Below are 18,505 nucleotides of genomic sequence, written 5' to 3' on the forward strand. Positions count from 1 at the left end.
TTAACGGGAACCGGGCGCGCTCTGGTCGATCCGGAACGAGGCCCGGTCGGATTGGCCCTGTGCATCCACCACAACAAGCGAGGTAAATCCGGGTCCGGGATTGGGAATTTCGAATTCTCGCTGCCGTTGCCCGGTCAATACAGGCACGCCGTTAGTCAGAACAGAAAACGGCCCGACACCACCGCGTAGTTTCACTGTCAGAGGGCTACCGAAAGTCTCTAACAGAGCGTTTTCCGGTGGAAACAACAGATCAGGTGCGGTTTGGTCCGTTTCGAAAGCCGCCGCGCGGGGCCGGAAACGTTGCAACGGTTGCGGCAATTGTGCTGCGCCAACCAACAGTGTTGATGGCGGTGGTGGGCGCAAGGGCGTGAGTTCGGGTTTCAACAGGCCAAAAGCCTCGGTCAGAAGCGGCGCGGCAACGTCCCCTCCGAATGCGCCGGGAACAGGTGTGCCATCCGCGCGTCCCAGCCAGACCCCGATGACATGTTGCCCGTCAAAGCCAATGGCCCAGGCATCGCGGTGCCCATAAGAGGTCCCCGTTTTGAAGGCCAGCGTCCCTGAAGTGCTGCCCGTGGGTGGTGTGATCCCGGATAGGACATCCGCAATCTGCCATGCCGAGGTTTCGGACAAAACACGAGAGGTGAGCCGTGCATCAGCCAGAGCGTCATGGCGCAGGATCGGGCCTTGCCCACCAGCGGCCAGCGTCACGTAGATCTGTACAAGATCATGCAGGCTCAGCCCGACACCACCCAAGGATATTGCCAATCCGGGTGTACCACTGCTCAGGCGCGGTTCTGATCCTGCTGTCCGCAATGCCGCCATCACGCGCGCAGGGCCCAGCTCGTGTGTCAGGCGCACGACAGGGATATTCAGCGACAATTGCAACGCGTCCCGAACCCTTACATCGCCCCGGAAAACGCCATCGAAGTTTCGCGGGGCGTAACGCCCGAACATCACCGGGCTGTCGCTGATCAGGGTTTCCGGATGGGCCAACCCCTGATCGAATGCCAGCCCGTAAACCAGAGGTTTCAGCGTCGATCCGGGCGACCGCACGGCTTGGGTCATATCCACGAACCCTTGTCGTGCATCCTGATACCCGGCTGACCCGACCGAGGCCAAAATCTTGCCGTCGCGATGATCTGCTACGATCAGGGCTCCGGACACGCGCGGCCCTATGCGCGCCGCGGCCCGAGCGACCAAAGTTTCCAACCGGGCTTGCACCCCTGCATCCAGGGTCAGATCAAATACACCGTTTGCAAGGGTTTGGCCTTTCACGCGGTCGGTCAGATGGGGTGCAAGGCGCGGAAACGGGATCATTCGATCAGGAATGGTTTCCGTCAGGGCTGCGTGCATCTCAGCCTTGGTCAATACGCCGTGGCGCTCCAATCTGTGCAAAATCCGATCTCGGGCAATTTGGGCTGCCTCGGGTCTGCGATCCGGGCGTCGCGCTTCCGGGGATTGCGGCAAAGCGATCAGTAGGGCCGCCTGTGCGGCAGTCAACCGGGTCGCTTCTTTGCCGAACCATGCGCGGGCACCGGCACGGATACCTTCCAGATTGCCGCCATAGGGGGCATGGGTCAGGTAGAGGTTCAGGATCTGTGTCTTGCTCAGCTGCCGCTCTAACGCCAATGCGACCCTAATCTGTCGAAATTTTCCACTCCAGCGTCCGGTCGATCCATCTTCAATCAGCCGCGCGACCTGCATGGTCAGGGTTGAACCGCCTGAAACCGCGCGCCCATTCCAAAGGCTTTGCCCGGCTGCGCGCAGCAATGCGACAGGGTCCACGCCCGCGTGGGTCCAGAAACGTTTATCTTCGTACCGGATCAGCATGGTGGTGAAATTGGGATCGACCGCACCGGGTTGCAGCCTCCAGATGCCATCTGCAACCGGAAACACGCGCAGGAGGTCACCGTTACGATCCCGTATCTCGACCGAAGTTTCAGTCAGAACAGGCGGCAGCACTGTGGCGTCGACCCAGCGGTCAACGCCATCCCGCGCCAATGCCGCCAGATAGAGAGCGCCGGCCAACGCAAATAACAGGCGCGGCACCCTAGGCATGAGCGCCGCCCAAACAAGGATATGAACGATGGCCGGTCACTGCACCTCGACCCGTCCCGTCGCCGTTCGTGCGCGGTTCTGGGGGCGATACATATCTTCGACCGAGGCCGCCGGATGGTGGAACACGCCCGGTGTGACGGCACGGGCGACGTAAGCCAGCGTCACGGTCTGGCGCCCCGACAGGTCAACCGCAGCCAGGAACCTGTCCGATCGGAACTCGGTATGCGTGGCATCAGACAGATTCAACCAGTCCAGCGACCGTACATCGCCCGATCGCAGCAGGTTCGGGTTGTCAATCTCGATCCCGGCGGCAAGAGGATCGTCTACCATCAGACGCGCCCCACCGCTTTCAAACGGCGTGACCGTCAGAACCGTGACGAACCGGTCCCCCACGGCAAATCGGCCCGCGTCAATCAGATCGCCGTCCATCGAATAATACTGCCGTTCGATTGCATAGCCGGTGCCACCGGCCCCAGGCGGATCTTCGGGAATTCCGGTCACCGTCAGGGTGATATCGGTTGCCTGACCGTCGGTCGCAGTGATGTTGACCTCTTCCGCCTGCCCGGATTGCAGAACCTGAACAAAGGGGCCGGATACTGACACGCCATTGACCGTCAAACCGGAGCCGGACGGATCAGACACCAGCGCGTGCGCCGCCAGCAGGGACCATGTGGCCTCTTGCGTGGACAGGGGAGTGCGGCCCGTGCTTACCCGTTGGATCAATGCGTTGCGGTCAATCGCCTCGCTGCCCGCATCTACCGCCAGAGTCAGCAGGCCCGCCGCATCCCGCAGGCGGGTGCCGTAATCCGCGCGCCAGTGGTTTTCCTGATCGTTCGGCACCTGTTGCAGCATCCGCGCCGCACGGACGAACATCGCGTCTGCGCGGGTCTGGTCCCCGTACGAGGCCAGCGCAGCGCCCAGTTGCGCTGCAGCCAACGGCGTGTCGAAAGCATCCCCTTTGACATCCGCATAATAGCGCAGATCGCCCATCGCCGCCGCGCCTTCCCGCGCCAGAACCATCAGGGCATAAGCGATATCCTGACCACCTTCGTCAAAATCCGGCGCATAATTGACCCGATTGCGCAGGTTATCCATGGCCTGCGCAAAAGCCCGATCCGGCACCGGGTGTCCCTGCACGCGGGCGCGTGACAGGAAATCGGTCACATAGGCGTCCAGCCAGAAATCACCGCTGCCTGCACGCCACAGGCCAAAGGCACCGTTTGCAGCCTGACGAGTCAGGATGCTTCGGATTGATTCCGTGATGCGTTGATTCACCTCCGGGCCATTGCCCAGCCCCGAGGCCTGCGCAACAGATGACAGGTAAAGCAGCGGCAGCGCCTTGCTTGTGATCTGCTCGGTGCAGCCATAAGGGTAACGGTTCAACTGATCCAGCAGGCCGGGCATATCGAACTTTGCCAGTGCTCCGGCGGACAGGATGGCCTTGGCCGAGCCGGGTTGAAACCCATCAAAAACATCCTGCGAAAACAAAAAGCTGTCGCCCGCACCCAGCGCAAAGCGCCGTGTCCGGGCAATCACGGGATCATTGGCCCGCACCGGCATCCGCAGGGTTTGCGACAGATCGCGCCCGTCTGGCGTGGTGATGGAAACGCTGATCTCTGGATCGCCAATAACATGGGCCGTTACAGGGATGTCGAACACCGCTTTGCCACCATCCTCCAGCAGAAAGCTTGCCGGTACCGGGCCCAGTTCCAGCCCACTGGTGGTGGTCAGGCCAAGCGCCATGTCTCCGGATGCGCCATCCGCATGGACAATCTCAAGCCGCATCCGACTTTGATCGCCGGGGGCCAGAAACCGCGGCAGACTGGCAGTAACCACCACCGGATCGCGGACGATCATGTCAGCTTCGGCCTGACCGACGGCTTTTTGTGACCACGCGACGGCCATCAGTCGGACCGTACCATTGAAGGCGGGCAGGGGGATGTCGACCTCAACCGCGCCATCCGCACCGACCTGAACCGGGCCGCTGAACACCGCCATCAGATCTTGCGTCGGTGGCGGGGATTGGCGGCGCATCCCGTTGTCATTGTCGCCGCCAGAGCGAACCGTACCCATCGTTCCGTTCATGCCGTTGATCAGCCGCCCGTAAACATCACGCAGGTCCACACCCAGCCGACGTTGCCCGAAATAGTACGCTTGCGGGCTTGGGCTTTCGAACCCCGTCAGGTTGAGGATGCCCACATCCACAGCAGCAAGGGTCAGCCAGACTGGATCATCGCTTGTAACATTTTCGACCCTAACAAGGGCCTTCTGTGTATAACGGGGTGAGGTAACCTCGGGCACCTCAATGGCAACCGACAGCGTGCGATCCGCAGGATCAATGGCGGCATAGGCGACGCCCATGGCGCGTGCCGGGTTCTGACCGGCGGCAACATCCATTGGTCGGATCACTGTGGCCGTGACATAGGCACCTGCACCCCAATCTTCTGTCACCTCTATCGGGATAACTGTCTCGCCTTCCGGCACGGCAACCATTTGGCGATGGATCAGGCGGTTCGACAGCACCTCGACCTGGGTGATACCTGCCATGCGCGAAACGATGCGCAGTTGTGCGGTTTCCCCGGCCCGATAGCTGTCGCGATCCAGCGACATCTCAAGCCGGTCAGGCGTGGTCAAAGCATCTGCGGCCTGATACCAACCTGCGTGGAAATCGACAGCGGTTTCCGTAAAGGTGCCATCAATACGTTGGACCACCAGTTCATAACGGCCCCAGTCCACGGGCTGGGACAACGTCAAAGGATCAGTGGCGGCGTCAATCTCTCCGGTGGCAACTCGAGTGCGTCGGGTTGTCGGTTCCCAATTCCAGTTTCCGTAAAGCTGATACCATTGATACCGCGTTTCGATCTTGTTCAGCGTCCAGCGCAGGCGCATCGGGCTGGGGGTCAGGTCGGGTGCAAGGCCGATGATCTGAAACGTGGCCTCGGTACCTTCGGGGATTACGTCCTCGAACATGGGTTTGACACCGATCACAGGTTGCGACGGCAGGACAGGAACGCTCAGGCGACGTTCAACAGGGCGGCCCGAGCCATCGGCCAGTCGCGCAATAACCTCGGCTTCAATTGGCTGCCCTTCCGTCTCTAATGCAGGGATTTCAACAGCTATGGATGCTTTGCCGTTTGCGTCTGTGCGCGTGTCACCGAAATAGGTGCTTTTGATCGATGTCTCGGCGTCATAGCGGCCAAAGCGATACCCCTCGTAGCCTGACACTGTGTCCGCCGGGCGTCCGATAACCTGACCGTCGATGCTCAGGTCGGACCCCGGCGCACCAAACAGATAGCGCGCGTCGATCGAAAGCGGTGGGCTGTCGCCGGGACGCAGGGGCGCGTCCGGCAGGTTCAGCTCAAAATCTATACGTTCCGGCAGGAAGTCTTCTACCAGCACTGTTTGTCGCGCCAGCGCATCGCCTTTGGGATCTGATCTGATCTCGATCCGCCAAGCGCCGCGTGGTGCATCTGCCGCAACAGGCAGACGAAAGATATGCCCCCCGGCGACGCCGCCATCCGAGACGGTTCGGCGGTATTCCACGCCGTCAGGGCGATACAGAATTGCGGTTAGGGGCAGACCCTCGATAGCCTGCGCCTCACCATCGCGCGACAGGGCGGTGAGGTGGATCACCTCTCCGGCCCGGTAAGCGCCGCGATCCGTGGCTAGAAAAACATCGACCGGCCCCGCGGGCGCACGCCCTTCAACACCGCGATCTGACAGGTCAAAAGCAGGATCGGTCAGGGATAGAAAGCTGAAATCGCTGTCCCCGGTCGAAGCCATCACCAGTGCGGGCGCGCTGGCCCCCTTGCCGCGCGTCAGACCGGGGTCGAACCGGACATAACCTGATTCATCCGTCCGCGCTTGGGCGATGACCGCATTTGCGCTTGTGACCAGTGAAACCTCGACACCTTCACGGGGAGCCGCGTCGCTCAGCCCGCGCACCGTGACGTGCAGCCCGTCAGTGCCAAGCACGCTGCTGATCCCAAGATCGGACAGAACAAACCATTGCGTCGCGCCCGGGTCGTCATAGGGATCGGCCCCCGGAACACGGGCGGTCAGCGCATAGATGCCAGCGGGCTGATCCGCGATCGCTTCTGCCATGGGCAGGCGCGCAGTCATGGTCTGATTCAGTTCGTTGGCCACTTCGGCGGTGCCGGTCCAGATATCCTGGGCAATTTCATCGGAAAATTCTGCTTCCTGCCATTCACTGAGTGGGCGGCCGAAGAAATCCTGCTGAACCGCGCGCAACAGGTTCCGGTCGCTGACCCTCCGCAGGATCAAATCCAGCTCGGTGACGTTGACTGTTTCAACAGGCAAAGCGGCGTCAGCGGATTTCGGCAAAACGTAGCTGCGCCCGGGAAACCGGACCGAAGGCGCCCGGTCGCGCACGTAATGAGTAAGCTCAACATTGCGGTTCAGCGCCTCGCCCGAGGCGGAAGGCAAGCCTTCGCGTAGCGTCAGGCGATAGCGCTGACCATGGGCGACACCGTCAACGCACAGCTGCCTGCCCTCAGCCTGTACCACCAACCCGTCATCGTTGCGCTGGACAAACGGGTCATAGTCGACCCCCGCCTTGACCAGCGGTTCCGAAAACTCAACACAGATCCGCGGCGCGGCGGCGTCGCTTTCGACAGAACTGTCGACCACGCGAAACCCGTATTTCCCGATGGCATCATTCAGTGTGGCCAGTACATCCTCGCGCGGTTGGATTTGCTCGGCCAGCCGCAGCACCGGGATCATATCGCGCCCACGCTCGACCTCCTCGAGGGCGCGGGCCAATGTCATCAGGGCGGCAATCTGCGTGCCGGGAGTATCGGCGCGCAAGTAGCCATTGGTTGCAGCATTCAGCGCACGGTTGCGCAGATCGCGCTTTTCACTCCAGTCCGGAGAGCTTGTCTGCAACAACAGGCGCGCGTATTCCACCCATAGATCGGGCGCGTCACTGAGCGATACGGCCACACCAGTCCAATTCATCGCCTGTCGCGGGCTGCTCGCGCTGCGCGCCGCGCCCAGAACAGCCTGCAGGTCGTTGCCTTGCGCCATATGAACAAAGCCCAGATCGCGTGCCTGATCTGCGGCCTGCTTCAGGTCAGCAGTACCAAGTACACTCAACGCATTTGCACGCGTTTTTGCCAATGTTTGGGTCTGATCTGGGGTAGACACCTTCTGCGCGGACACAGCCCCTTGATAGGCCTCTTGCCGGTTTACACCGCTTTTTGGAAAACAGGCATTGGATCGGGTGTTGTAGGTGAACGCGGTGCAACGCGTATTGGCGGAACAGGCCTGAATGCAGGACTTCAGATCGGTATCGAAAAGGGCGTCCAGATCCGAGCCATAAAAATCTGCGTCCCGCGTCGTGATGTAACGGAATTCAGGCACTGCATCTTGCGCCTGGGTGGCGCTGGGCAGGACCAAAAGCGAAATGACGTAAGCTATTGAAATAAAAACAAAGCGGCGCATGGTGCCCTCCTCTTTGGGCACAGCGTTGCATGGCGTGCGCCTGTTGTGCAACGGCTTAAACAGTTTTTCATCCTCTGTCGGGATGCTGGGTGCAGAACGTTCTGGAATCAATCCAATGAGTCTTGCACATAAATTGGCACAGGAACGGCGCGCGCGCTTGGCAGCTGAACGAATGCTGGCCCTGAAGCAGGCCGAGCTTTCGGCAGCCAATCGCAAACTGGGTCAACATGCCATGGCATTGACCAAACGAATTGGCGAAACGCAGGCTGAGGTTGAAACCGTTCGGGATGAAAACGAAAAGGTCAAATCCGACCTCTGCGTGGCCAACGCCAAGATCGAGGTTGCCGAACGCCGCTTGTGGCACTCGATTCAGACAATTCAGGACGGATTTGCCTTTTTTGACGGTGACAACCGGCTGATCGGCGCAAACACCGCGTATCTGAGCGTTTTTGAAGGCCTGGACGAAGTCGCGCCGGGGATATCATACCCCCGTATTCTGCATTTGCTGACGTCAGAAGGTATTGTCGATATCGGGGATGAATCCGCGGAAGACTGGCAGGCCAGAATGCTGGCCCGCTGGAGCCGCGCCAACCCGCCACCAATCGTTATGCAGCTTTGGAACGGTCACTATATCCGTCTGATCGACCAGCGCGGCAGCGGTGGCGATATGGTGAGCCTTGCTCTCAACATCACGGCGTCGGTCCGGCACGAAATCGAGCTTAAGGCGGCGCGCGAGAGGGCCGAAGCAGCAAACCGGGCCAAGTCGGCCTTTCTGGCCAATATGAGCCATGAAATCCGCACCCCGATGAACGGCATCGTTGGCATGTCCGAATTGCTGGACGAGACACCGTTGGACGAAGAGCAGCGGCTTTACGTCAACACGATCCGCAATTCGGGCGAGGCGTTGCTGGTCATCATCAACGACGTTCTGGATTATTCCAAGATTGAGGCGGACAAGCTGACTTTGCACCCCGAACGGTTTGATCTTGAACGTTGCATTCTTGAGGTTGCGATGCTGCTACAGCCCAGCGTGCGGGATAAGGGGCTGACATTGCTGGTGGATTACGACTTGTTCTTGCCAACCCTTTTTGTGGGCGATCCTGGTCGGATACGGCAGGTTCTGACCAATCTGGTCGGCAATGCCGTCAAGTTCACCTCCGAAGGCTACGTGCTGGTCCGGGTGACAGGGGTGCCCAACCCGGATGCGCAGATCTGCGACATCCATATCGCGATTGAAGACACCGGAATTGGCATCGACGCCGAGAAAATCGACCACATATTTGGCGAGTTCAATCAGGTCGAAGACGAGCGCAACCGCCAGTTTGAAGGCACCGGGCTTGGCCTTGCCATCACCAAGCGGCTGATCACCTTGATGGGCGGCACGGTCTGGGTTGAAAGCGAACCGGAACAGGGATCCTGTTTCGGTTTTCGCGTGACACTGCCCACGGTAGAAGGCCCGCAACCCGAGCCTCCGAACCTGGCGGATTGTTTGAAACATGTCCTGCTGGTCGAAGATCTTGCCGTGAACCGGGCCATTCTTGCCAAACAGCTTGGGCGACTGGGGGCTGAGGTGACGGTTTGCACGTCGGGGACCGAGGCGCTGTCACAGATGAATGATCAGATTGATCTGGTTCTTTGTGACCACGATCTGCCGGATATGGATGGGCTGGATCTTGCGGTCGCGCTCAGGGATCGCGGGTGGGGTGACATTCCGGTGGTCGTGATGTCTGCAAGCCCCGGTTTGATTCACGCGCATCCTGCCCGTGACCTGATCGACGGTGTCTTGCAGAAACCCATCCCTCGGTCCGAGTTGTATGGCAGGCTGATGGCACTCGACGGCTCATCGTTGGAAAGGGGCGCTCTGGATGTGGATAAAACAGTCTCTAAAAAGCGAGATTCTGAATCTGCGCACCCCCGACGCATGAGGGTTCTTGCCGCCGAGGACAACCGCACCAACCAATTGATCCTGAAGAAGATGGTCAAGGATCTGAATATCGATCTTCGCTTTGCCTCGAATGGGATTGAAGCGGTTGAGATCTATCAGGCGTTCGAGCCAGATCTGATCTTCATGGATATTTCAATGCCGAAGATGGACGGCAAACAGGCAACAGCGGAAATTCGCGGGCTTGAGGTTGCAACCGGTCGTCACGTTCCTATCGTTGCCCTGACGGCCCATGCCATGGCGGGGGATGATCAGGGTATTCTGTCAGCCGGCTTGGACCACTACCTGACCAAACCGCTACACAAGAATCGAATTCACCAGATGATCCTGCAACACCAACCCGATTGCGTCTGCTCGGTCGCAGACACCATGCCCAGTGTCAAAATCCGGCGTGAGCGGGGCGAAAACCCGAATCCGACCTCGTCAGGCTGACACTTCAGGCGTTTGCCATCAGGATGCAAGTTCAAGTGACCTGGGTTTCAGGCCGCATAAGGTCTGACGAAAACGGGCTTATCCGCTTCCGACAGATCAGGGCGGTATTCATAGCCGCCACTGTCGAAATCCAGCAGTCCCTTAGGGTCGGTCAAGCGGTGTTGGATGATATACCGCGCCATGGCACCGCGCGCCTTTTTGGCAAAAAAGCTCACAATCTTTGGGGTGCCGCCCTTATCTTCCATGAAGACCGGTGTGATGACGCGCAGATTCAGGGCTTTCAAATCCACCGCACCAAAATACTCCTGACTGGCACAATTCACCAGAATGTTGCTGTTAATCTCGGCACCTTGTGCATTCAGTGCCTTACTCAGCTGGTCGCGCCAGTATTCGTAAAGGTTCTTCCCTCTTCGGGTTTTCAGTTTGCTGCCCATCTCAAGCCGGTAGGGCTGTATCGCATCGAGTGGTCGCAACACACCATAAAGGCCGGAAAGGATGCGCAAGTGGTCTTGCGCCCATGACAGCTCGTCTTCGTCCAGCGATGCAGCTTCAAGTCCTTGATATGTGTCGCCAGCAAAAGCAAGCGCAGCCGGGCGTGTGACCTTGGCGTCGGGTGCATCCGAAAAAGCGCGATACCGGTCGCGGTTCAGGCGTGCCAGATCGTCGCTCAGGTCCATCAGTTTCTTCAGATCACCCAGCGTCAGGTTGCGAGCGGTTTTGGACAGCCGGATCGCATCCTCCTGAAAATCGGGCTGCGTTACCCCGACATTCCGCTCTGCCCAGTCCAGCCGTTTGGCCGGGGAAATCACGATCAGCATATCCGCCCTCTTTCTTGCCTGTTCGGGGGTATCTAGCCCGCCTCACGCAGCACGTCCAGAAAAGCGGCGCCAAACCTTTCGTGACGTCGATCACCCAGCACCTGCGCAATCCCACGGGGATCGTCTGGGCGCAGTTGCGCGACCTTTGCCAATTGCGAGGCCGAGCAGGTCAGGGGCTTGTCGATCCCGTCCGGACCGCGCGACAGCAAAGACTGAACTTTCATCAAACGGTCGTAAATCTCACCCTGATTGCGTCCAGCCAGTTTTCGGCGCGCCGGATGAACGCTTCTTGCTTCGCCCGCGATTACTTCAAGGAACGTATCGCCATAGCGCTCCAGCTTTTTGGCGCCAACACCGCCGATCCGGGCCATATCGTCCAGCGTTACAGGGCGCTTTTCAGCCATCTCGATAAGCGTGCGGTCGGGAAAGATCACATAGGCCGGAACACGTGCAGCTTCAGACAGGGCACGGCGTTTGGCCTTGAGCGCTGACAGCAGCGGGGCGTCCTCTTCGGAAACCATTGCCTTGACCGCAGGCCGACGTACCGCATTGCGCAACGTATCCTTGCGTAAGTTGATTTGCGCCTCGCCTTTCAGGATTGGTTTTGCCGCCTCGGTCATGCGCAATGCGCCGTGACGGTCGGGGTCGGGGCGGACCAGATCGTGGCCCATCATCTGCCGGAAAATGGCCTGCCATTGCGGGCGCGTCCAATCCTTTCCGATGCCAAAGGTGGACAAATCCTCATGGCGGCGGGCGCAGATTTTGTCGGTCTCGTTTCCCAACAGGATATCGATCAAATGGCCTGTACCGAACCGCTCCTCGGTCCGCAGGATCGCGGACAGGGCCATACGTACCGGAGTTGTGCCGTCGAAAACTTCGGGTGGGCTGTCGCACAGATCGCATTTGCCGCAGGGCCCTGTGGTCTCGCCAAAGTAACCTAACAATGTCTGACGGCGGCATTCCAAGGCTTCGGCCAGACCCAGCAAGGCGTTCAGGCGCGCATGATCGGCCATGCGGCGCTCGGGCGGCGCTAGACCCTCGTCAATTTGTGAACGCCGCAGGCGAATGTCATCGGGGCCGAACAGGGTCAGCGTTTCGGCCGGGCCGCCATCGCGTCCGGCGCGTCCGATTTCCTGATAATAGGCTTCGATCGATTTGGGCAGGTCCGCATGGGCGACCCAACGGATATCGGGTTTGTCGATGCCCATGCCAAAAGCCACTGTGGCGACGACGATCAACCCGTCCTCACGCGCGAAACGGGTTTCGACAATGCGGCGATCTTCGGGGTCCATTCCACCGTGATAGTAGCAGGCCGAGTGTCCCTCGGCGCGCAGGGCCTGAGCAATCACCTCGGTTTTGTTTCTGGTGCCGCAATAAACGATGCCGGACTGGCCTTTGCGCGCATCTGCGAAATCAAGGATCTGCTTGCGCGGCCCGTCCTTTGCGGCAAAGGCCAGATGAATGTTTGGCCGGTCAAATCCGCCCAGAAATTTGCGCGGCTCAATGCCATCGAACAGTTTTTCGACAATCTCATCCTGCGTTTCGGCGTCCGCCGTCGCGGTAAACGCGGCCAGCGGCACTTTCAGGGCGCGCCGCAACTCTCCGATCCGCAGGTAATCAGGGCGAAAGTCATGCCCCCATTGACTGACGCAATGGGCTTCGTCCACAGCGATCAGGCTGACGTTGATCCGATGGAGCATCCCAAGCGCAGACCCGGCAGCCAGACGTTCGGGCGCCATGTAAAGCAGCTTCAGCCGCCCGTCCTCCAGCGCATCCCAAACGGCCTCGGTTTCCTCGGGCGTGTTGCCGGATGTCAGCGCACCGGCCTCGACCCCGGCCTCTTGCAAGCCGCGTACCTGATCGCGCATCAGGGCTATGAGTGGAGATATAACCACCGTCACCCCGTCGCGGAGCAGGGCAGGCAGTTGAAAACATAAGGATTTACCGCCACCCGTGGGCATGATCGCCAGCACGTTTTCACCTGCCTTCACGGCGTCGACAATCTCTTCCTGCCCAGGGCGGAAGGCGTCGAATCCAAAGACATCTCGCAGCAGGGGTGCGGCGTCGAACATATGCGGGGGCGCCCTGTTTTAAGGTTTATCTGCTCTTAAGACAGGACAATCACATACTAAGATTCAGTGAACAAGTGGTCAGTAGAAATAGGGCGCGTTGTTGATTAGGATGATCCGCAAGGCATAGACGCCGATCAGCACCACCAGCGGGGTCAAATCCAACCCACCCATATTAGGTAGAACGCGGCGGATCGGCCCGTAAATAGGCTCTAAAATGCGATTTAACCCGTACCAGATTTGTGCGACCAGTTGTTGGTGCAGGTTGAGCACCTGAAAGTTGATCAGCCAGCTCATGATCACATGGGCCAGAATGATGAACCAGACAATGTCCAGAATCAGCAGCAGGATTTGGATCAGCGACAGCATGGGGTCTCCGTTTTCTTGTTGGACGAGACCTAAGCACCCTTTCAGCAAAGAGCAAGTAGGCTGAACTCTGCGCTTGCGAATTGCCCCAAAGCCCCGTTTTATGACCGCAACAAGAAAACAGGGGCAGAAATGGCAGAAATATCCAAGCGCAGGCGTATCTGGGGCTGGTGGTTCTTCGATTGGGCCAGTCAGCCCTATCACACCCTTTTGGTAACGTTCGTGTTCGGCCCTTATTTCGCAGGTGTCGCTGCGGAGTATTATCTGGCATCCGGCCTGGACGCAGGGTCTGCAGACGCACAGGCACAGGTGGTCTGGGCCAACTGCATGACCATAGTCGGTTTGATTATTGCCTTCGGTGCGCCGCTGATGGGGGCGATGGCTGATGTGTCGGGTCGGCGCATCCCCTGGATATTCGCCTTTTCCGTGATGTACGCCGTAGGTTCCGGCGCGCTTTGGTACACGATGCCCGATGGCTCGAACATGTGGTTGATGCTGTCTGCCTTCGGTCTGGGTTTCATCGGTGCGGAGTACGCCCTGATTTTCATCAATTCCCAACTGCCCGATCTGGGTGATGACAGCGAAGTGGGCGAAATCTCCGGCTCGGGCTTTGCTTTTGGCTATTTCGGTGGCCTGATCTCGCTGGCGATCATGCTTGCGCTGTTTGTGGAGCAGGCCAACGGCAAAACGCTGATCGGAATGGACCCCTTGTTTGGGCTGGATGCGTCGCAACAGCAGGGCACGCGCTTTGTTGGCCCGTTTACTGCTGGGTGGTTCATTCTGTTCATGGTGCCCTACTTCCTTTGGGTCCATGACGACGAACCGAAAAACAAAAAGGGCAGCGTTGCCGAGGCGCTGCGACTGTTGGCAAAATCAGTGTCTAACCTGCGCCATCGCACCAGTTTGGCCAGTTACCTGGGCTCATCCATGTTCTATCGGGATGCGCTGAACGGGCTTTACAGTTTTGGCGGGGTCTATGCCCGGCTGGTGTTGGAATGGGACCTGATCAAGATCGGTGTTTTCGGCATCGTCAGCGTTCTGGCCGCAGCGGCCTTTTCCTGGGTGGGCGGCAAACTGGATAAGAAATATGGCCCCAAGCCCGTGATTATCGTTGCGATCTGGGTGTTGATCCTTGTCTGCATCACCATCGTCTCAATGGACCGGTCCCAGATTTTCGGTATCGCCATGTCCGAAGGGTCAGGCTTGCCGGATGTGGTTTTCTTTGGCTGCGGTATCCTGATCGGAGGCATGGGCGGCATTCTACAGTCCTGTAGCCGGTCGATGATGGTCCGGCATACGGACCCGGCAACCCCCGTCGAGAGCTTTGGCCTTTATGGTCTGTCGGGTCGTGCCACCGCCTTTGCTGCGCCACTTCTGATCGGGATCGCCACCACGGTGACCGGTAGCGCTCGTCTGGGGGTGTCACCCATCGTTCTGTTGTTTATTCTGGGTCTATTCCTGATGCGCTGGGTGAGACCTGAAGGGGATCAGAGCAGATGAAAATAAAACGTTTTTTGATCGTTTTGGCTGCGCTTGCTTTTGCAGGCACTGCGGCGGCAGAACCGCTGGCAAAGCAGTTGTTCGGGGCACAGAAACAAGCTTCCCAGCAAAAACCGGCCGCTTTCGGCAGTTATTCGCGCGGATGTGCTGCGGGGGCAATTCAACTGCCTGAAACGGGGCCTACATGGCAGGCAATGCGCTTGTCGCGCAATCGCAACTGGGGGCATCCGCAGACGATTGACTACGTGCAGGACCTCAGCAGGTTTGCAGCCAGCCAGCCGGGATGGAACGGTCTCTATATAGGGGATATCAGCCAGCCACGCGGCGGGCCGATGACCTCGGGCCATCGCAGTCATCAGTTGGGGCTAGACATCGATGTCTGGATGTTGCCCGGCGATAACATGCGCCTGAGCCGCAAGTCGCGCGAAAACATCTCGTCCATCTCTCTTCGTCGTTCCAATGGCGCTTACGTCAACGGAAACTGGACCAAGCAGCATCATGCGCTATTGCGCGAAGCGGCAAAAGACAAGCGCGTCGCCCGGATCTTCGTGTTTCCTGGGGCCAAGGTTCAGATGTGCGACGATGAAAAGGGGAACCGCGACTATCTACGTAAGATAAGGCCCTGGTGGGGACATCACTATCATTTCCACGTGCGACTGAACTGTCCCAGAGGGTCAAAGGGCTGTGTGAATCAAGACCCACCCCCCAAGGGCGATGGCTGCGCTGAGGCCCGTCAATGGGTGCACAACATCCTGAACCCGCCGCCACCCGATCCGAATGCGCCGCCGCCGAAGAAACGCCGGGAATACGTTCTGTCCGACTTGCCGCAACAATGCTCCGCCGTTTTGCAATCCAACTGAGTGTAGCGCTGTTTCTTGCCCCGGTGGCCGCCGCGCTGGATGTGAAATCCGCAGCCCACCTGAATAGTTTCGTTTGGCGGCATCCAGCAAGTTGGTTTGGCGGATTTTCAGCGCTTCATATCTCGGACGACGGAGGCCAGATGATTGCGCTTAGCGACCGGGCGCGGATCGTGATCGCGCGGATTGAGCGGCGCGAAGGCCAGATCGCGGATATTCACGTTCTTGGTCAATGGCCGGTGCTGTCCAGCAATGGGCATATCATGAAAGGCGGCGTCGGCGATTCCGAAGGCATCGCGGTGACGCCGGATGGCGGGATATTTATCTCGTTCGAAGGGGTGCATCGTGTCGCGTTTTACTCCGCCCCGGGTTCCAGCGCGCGTGTGTTACCTCGCCCGAATGCGTTTCGGGACCTTGCCGACAATGGTTCTTTCGAAGCTCTGGCCATTGATGGACGCGGCTGGCTTTACACTTTGCCGGAAAAGAACCGCACCGCTAAGGGGGACATTCCGGTTTACCGTTGGAATGGCGACACATGGTCGACCCCGTTTGTTCTGCCACAGCGTGGCGGCTTTAAACCCGTTGCCGCGGATTTCGGTCCCGATGGGCGGTTTTACGTTTTGGAACGCAAGGTATCCTTGGTCGGTTTCCGATCACGACTGCGGCGATGGGACGTGGAGAACGAGAAACCAGACGCCGAGGAAACCCTGTTCGAAACCGGAACGGGCGCGCATGACAACCTCGAAGGATTGTCGGTCTGGCGCGACGGGCAGGGCCTGTTGCGCGCCACGATGATTTCGGATGACAACTTTCTGGCGGTGCAGCGGACCGAACTTGTGGAATACCTGCTGCCCAATTGACAGGGCGCAGGCAAAGGTCTAAAGGCACGGCTTGCCTTGGGACGGTCCCTTGGCCAAGTCGCCGCTACCTTGTCAAAACGGGCATCAAAACATGCAACGTAACTTTATTCCCGGCATTATTGCCATGGCCACCATTGTTGTGGCCTCGAACATTCTGGTCCAGTTCCTGATTCTTGACGGGCTGCTGACTTGGGGTGCTTTCACCTATCCGCTGGCCTTTCTGGTCACTGACATCATGAACCGCGTCTATGGCGTTGGTCCGGCCCGCAAGGTCGTGTTTGCCGGATTTGCCACCGGTGTCATCTGTTCGCTGATCGGCAGCCAGATCATGTTGCAGGGTGACGGGTTCACCTATGCTGCCGTACCGCTGCGCATCGCCGTTGCATCGGGAACCGCTTTCCTGATCGCGCAACTGACGGATGTTACCGTGTTCAATTCCCTACGCGGTGGTCGCTGGTGGCGTGCGCCGCTGGTGTCGACGCTGGTAGGGTCGGCACTGGATACCGCGATCTTCTTCACGCTTGCCTTTTCGGCTTCGGTCACCTTCTTCGGCGCCAATGCCGACGCTGCAATCAACTGGGCGTGGGAACCTGTTCCTTTCATGCTGTCCGGCCCGATGGCACCGCTTTGGGTGACGCTGGCTTTCGCGGACTGGATGGTGAAGCTTTCACTGGCGCTGATCGCCCTGATCCCGTTCAAGGTGATCGTTGCGCGGCTGACTGCGCAGCCTGTGTAAAAAAACGCTTTGAGAATGGCACAAATTGTGGCACGCTTCTTTTCAACCGCAACAGATAGAAAAGGAGGTGATCCAGTGTCAAGAAAGAGATTGGAGAGAGGTGTCGGAACAACCGGGGGGATCGCCCGTTAGGGCAGCCCTTGGCGGAGCGCTCGCTCCGGCTGGTCGATTGATCTAACCGACCCGACCTCCTGAACTTTCGAAGGGCCGTCCTGCTGGGGCGGCCCTTTTTGTTGCCGTCACCTTCTGAGGGCGATCAAATTGTACTATGCGCGGGGGCTGGATGAGTTCGATCCATTGTTAGAACCCGATCGCGGAAAAGGCGTGAATACGTGTTGTCAAAGCTTCGGTGCCTGGCCGCGTGTACTTGATGTTTGGCAAAGCTGCCGAGCGGCCTGACCCGGATATCCTTCTTCCTCACTTTCATCGAACACGACATAGGCGGCATAAGCGAATCTGGGTGCCGTTTCGACCAGCTTGAGCCACCCGTTGCAAAGTTCCGGTTCGACAACGCGCCTTGGGAAATATCCGGCCGAGGGAACCGACCGAAGATATTGCAGGCCGAGGGTGCCTATGCCCAACTGAAGGCGCGGCGCATCAAGCCCTGGAAAGTTCAGCATATGATCGGCGCGAAACTCCGGGCCCCAGTCTATCAGGATATAAGCGTTACCCAGATCAGCGGGGAGGGCTTCCGGGCCGCTGCTGACAAGGACAAACTCGTCCTCGAAAAGCTGGAGCGCGGTCAAGCCAGGTGCGTTTCGCGGCCGGTACATGATGGCAAGATCCAGGTTGCCTTCCTCGATCTCGCGCGTGAGTGTTTCCGACGGGGCCGCTGTCGCCCGGATAGCGACGTCAGGTAGTGCCGCCATCAACTCGGGAAGGGCGTTGATCAGATAGCCGTCCCAAAGGCTTGGTGTTGCGCCGATTTCCAAAGCAGCTGCCATCGAGGCAGGCAGACCGGCATCCAGCTTGGCCTGGGTCCACGTTCGCACCAGAACCTGTGCATGTTTGAGGAAATGCCGCCCGGCAATGGTCAAGGTCGCACCAGACTTGCTGCGTTCAAACACGGGCTGTCCAAGCTGTTGTTCGAGCGTTCGGATTCGCATGCTAACGGTCGATTGCGTAACATGGACCTTGTCCGCCGCATCAAGAAAAGTGCCGGTTTCAACGACCGCAAGGAAGGTTCGGGCGAGTTCAATATCCATCGTTCACCTATTTGAATATTCGATATTATTGGCGATATAAATTCGTTATTCAACGCTATGCGAATGTGCGATATACGCTTTGTAGCGCGAAAGTGCCCCCACCGGATCGGACCGCCAATCAACAGTTTTCATCGCAAAGTGGACAACCCGATCTGCGGAACAGGTGCAATCTGTCTGCCTTAGATAAGCCTCCGACACC

General features: G+C 58.9%; 11 protein-coding genes. 5 read left to right on the forward strand and 6 right to left on the reverse strand.

The window, feature by feature from the left end:
- Complete coding sequence (pbpC, locus tag ACR3FC_RS09495) at positions 1 to 2,058, reverse strand: penicillin-binding protein 1C (RefSeq protein WP_480474487.1); 2,058 nt, start codon at positions 2,056 to 2,058, stop codon at positions 1 to 3.
- A 36-nt stretch (positions 2,059 to 2,094) separates the two neighbouring features.
- Entirely contained in the window at positions 2,095 to 7,521 is a 5,427-nt protein-coding gene (locus ACR3FC_RS09500; protein ID WP_480474488.1) for an alpha-2-macroglobulin family protein, read from the reverse strand.
- 115 nt (positions 7,522 to 7,636) lie between these two features.
- Between ACR3FC_RS09500 and ACR3FC_RS09505 the strand changes: the two genes are divergently transcribed.
- The gene (locus ACR3FC_RS09505) at positions 7,637 to 9,895 is read left to right on the forward strand and encodes a response regulator (protein ID WP_480474490.1); all 2,259 of its coding nucleotides are present in this window, start codon (positions 7,637 to 7,639) and stop codon (positions 9,893 to 9,895) included.
- A 47-nt stretch (positions 9,896 to 9,942) separates the two neighbouring features.
- Here ACR3FC_RS09505 and yaaA read toward each other — a convergent pair whose 3' ends face one another.
- The 3 genes from yaaA to ACR3FC_RS09520 all read right to left on the reverse strand — a co-directional run bounded on the left by yaaA (position 9,943) and on the right by ACR3FC_RS09520 (position 13,151).
- Positions 9,943 to 10,713 carry a peroxide stress protein YaaA gene (yaaA, locus tag ACR3FC_RS09510; RefSeq protein ID WP_480474492.1) on the reverse strand — a complete coding sequence of 257 codons (771 nt, stop codon included), beginning with the start codon at positions 10,711 to 10,713 and terminating at the stop codon, positions 9,943 to 9,945.
- Between the two features lie 32 nt (positions 10,714 to 10,745).
- Entirely contained in the window at positions 10,746 to 12,785 is a 2,040-nt protein-coding gene (recQ, locus tag ACR3FC_RS09515) for a DNA helicase RecQ (protein WP_480474494.1), read from the reverse strand.
- Between the two features lie 78 nt (positions 12,786 to 12,863).
- A complete protein-coding gene (locus ACR3FC_RS09520; protein ID WP_170382138.1) occupies positions 12,864 to 13,151 on the reverse strand; it encodes a YggT family protein in 288 nt (95 codons plus the stop codon).
- 129 nt (positions 13,152 to 13,280) lie between these two features.
- Between ACR3FC_RS09520 and ACR3FC_RS09525 the strand changes: the two genes are divergently transcribed.
- The 4 genes from ACR3FC_RS09525 (at position 13,281) to ACR3FC_RS09540 (ending at position 17,101) form a co-directional block, all read left to right on the forward strand.
- Positions 13,281 to 14,648, forward strand: coding sequence for an MFS transporter (locus tag ACR3FC_RS09525; RefSeq protein WP_480474496.1), 1,368 nt, complete (start codon positions 13,281 to 13,283; stop codon positions 14,646 to 14,648).
- Positions 14,645 to 15,508 (forward strand): penicillin-insensitive murein endopeptidase, encoded by an 864-nt coding sequence (mepA, locus tag ACR3FC_RS09530; protein WP_480474498.1) that lies wholly within the window; start codon positions 14,645 to 14,647, stop codon positions 15,506 to 15,508. Before ACR3FC_RS09525 ends, mepA begins: the two co-directional genes overlap by 4 nt.
- Positions 15,481 to 16,365 (forward strand): esterase-like activity of phytase family protein, encoded by an 885-nt coding sequence (locus ACR3FC_RS09535; protein WP_480474500.1) that lies wholly within the window; start codon positions 15,481 to 15,483, stop codon positions 16,363 to 16,365. The genes mepA and ACR3FC_RS09535 overlap by 28 nt, the downstream gene beginning before the upstream one ends.
- A gap of 91 nt (positions 16,366 to 16,456) precedes the next feature.
- Entirely contained in the window at positions 16,457 to 17,101 is a 645-nt protein-coding gene (locus tag ACR3FC_RS09540; protein ID WP_480474502.1) for a queuosine precursor transporter, read from the forward strand.
- A 338-nt stretch (positions 17,102 to 17,439) separates the two neighbouring features.
- Here ACR3FC_RS09540 and ACR3FC_RS09545 read toward each other — a convergent pair whose 3' ends face one another.
- On the reverse strand, positions 17,440 to 18,306 hold the full coding sequence (locus ACR3FC_RS09545) for a LysR family transcriptional regulator (RefSeq protein ID WP_480474504.1): 867 nt from the start codon (positions 18,304 to 18,306) through the stop codon (positions 17,440 to 17,442).
- Between the last annotated feature and the right edge of the window lie 199 nt (positions 18,307 to 18,505).

The sequence above is a fragment of the Ruegeria sp. AF3 genome (genome assembly GCF_056536285.1).

Bases quoted from the DNA above. Each gene is read 5' to 3' on its own strand.
- pbpC (WP_480474487.1), bottom strand. From the start codon at position 2,058: ATGCCTAGGGTGCCGCGCCTGTTATTTGCGTTGGCCGGCGCTCTCTAT.
- ACR3FC_RS09500 (WP_480474488.1), bottom strand. From the start codon at position 7,521: ATGCGCCGCTTTGTTTTTATTTCAATAGCTTACGTCATTTCGCTTTTG.
- ACR3FC_RS09505 (WP_480474490.1), top strand. From the start codon at position 7,637: ATGAGTCTTGCACATAAATTGGCACAGGAACGGCGCGCGCGCTTGGCA.
- yaaA (WP_480474492.1), bottom strand. From the start codon at position 10,713: ATGCTGATCGTGATTTCCCCGGCCAAACGGCTGGACTGGGCAGAGCGG.
- recQ (WP_480474494.1), bottom strand. From the start codon at position 12,785: ATGTTCGACGCCGCACCCCTGCTGCGAGATGTCTTTGGATTCGACGCC.
- ACR3FC_RS09520 (WP_170382138.1), bottom strand. From the start codon at position 13,151: ATGCTGTCGCTGATCCAAATCCTGCTGCTGATTCTGGACATTGTCTGG.
- ACR3FC_RS09525 (WP_480474496.1), top strand. From the start codon at position 13,281: ATGGCAGAAATATCCAAGCGCAGGCGTATCTGGGGCTGGTGGTTCTTC.
- mepA (WP_480474498.1), top strand. From the start codon at position 14,645: ATGAAAATAAAACGTTTTTTGATCGTTTTGGCTGCGCTTGCTTTTGCA.
- ACR3FC_RS09535 (WP_480474500.1), top strand. From the start codon at position 15,481: ATGCTCCGCCGTTTTGCAATCCAACTGAGTGTAGCGCTGTTTCTTGCC.
- ACR3FC_RS09540 (WP_480474502.1), top strand. From the start codon at position 16,457: ATGCAACGTAACTTTATTCCCGGCATTATTGCCATGGCCACCATTGTT.
- ACR3FC_RS09545 (WP_480474504.1), bottom strand. From the start codon at position 18,306: ATGGATATTGAACTCGCCCGAACCTTCCTTGCGGTCGTTGAAACCGGC.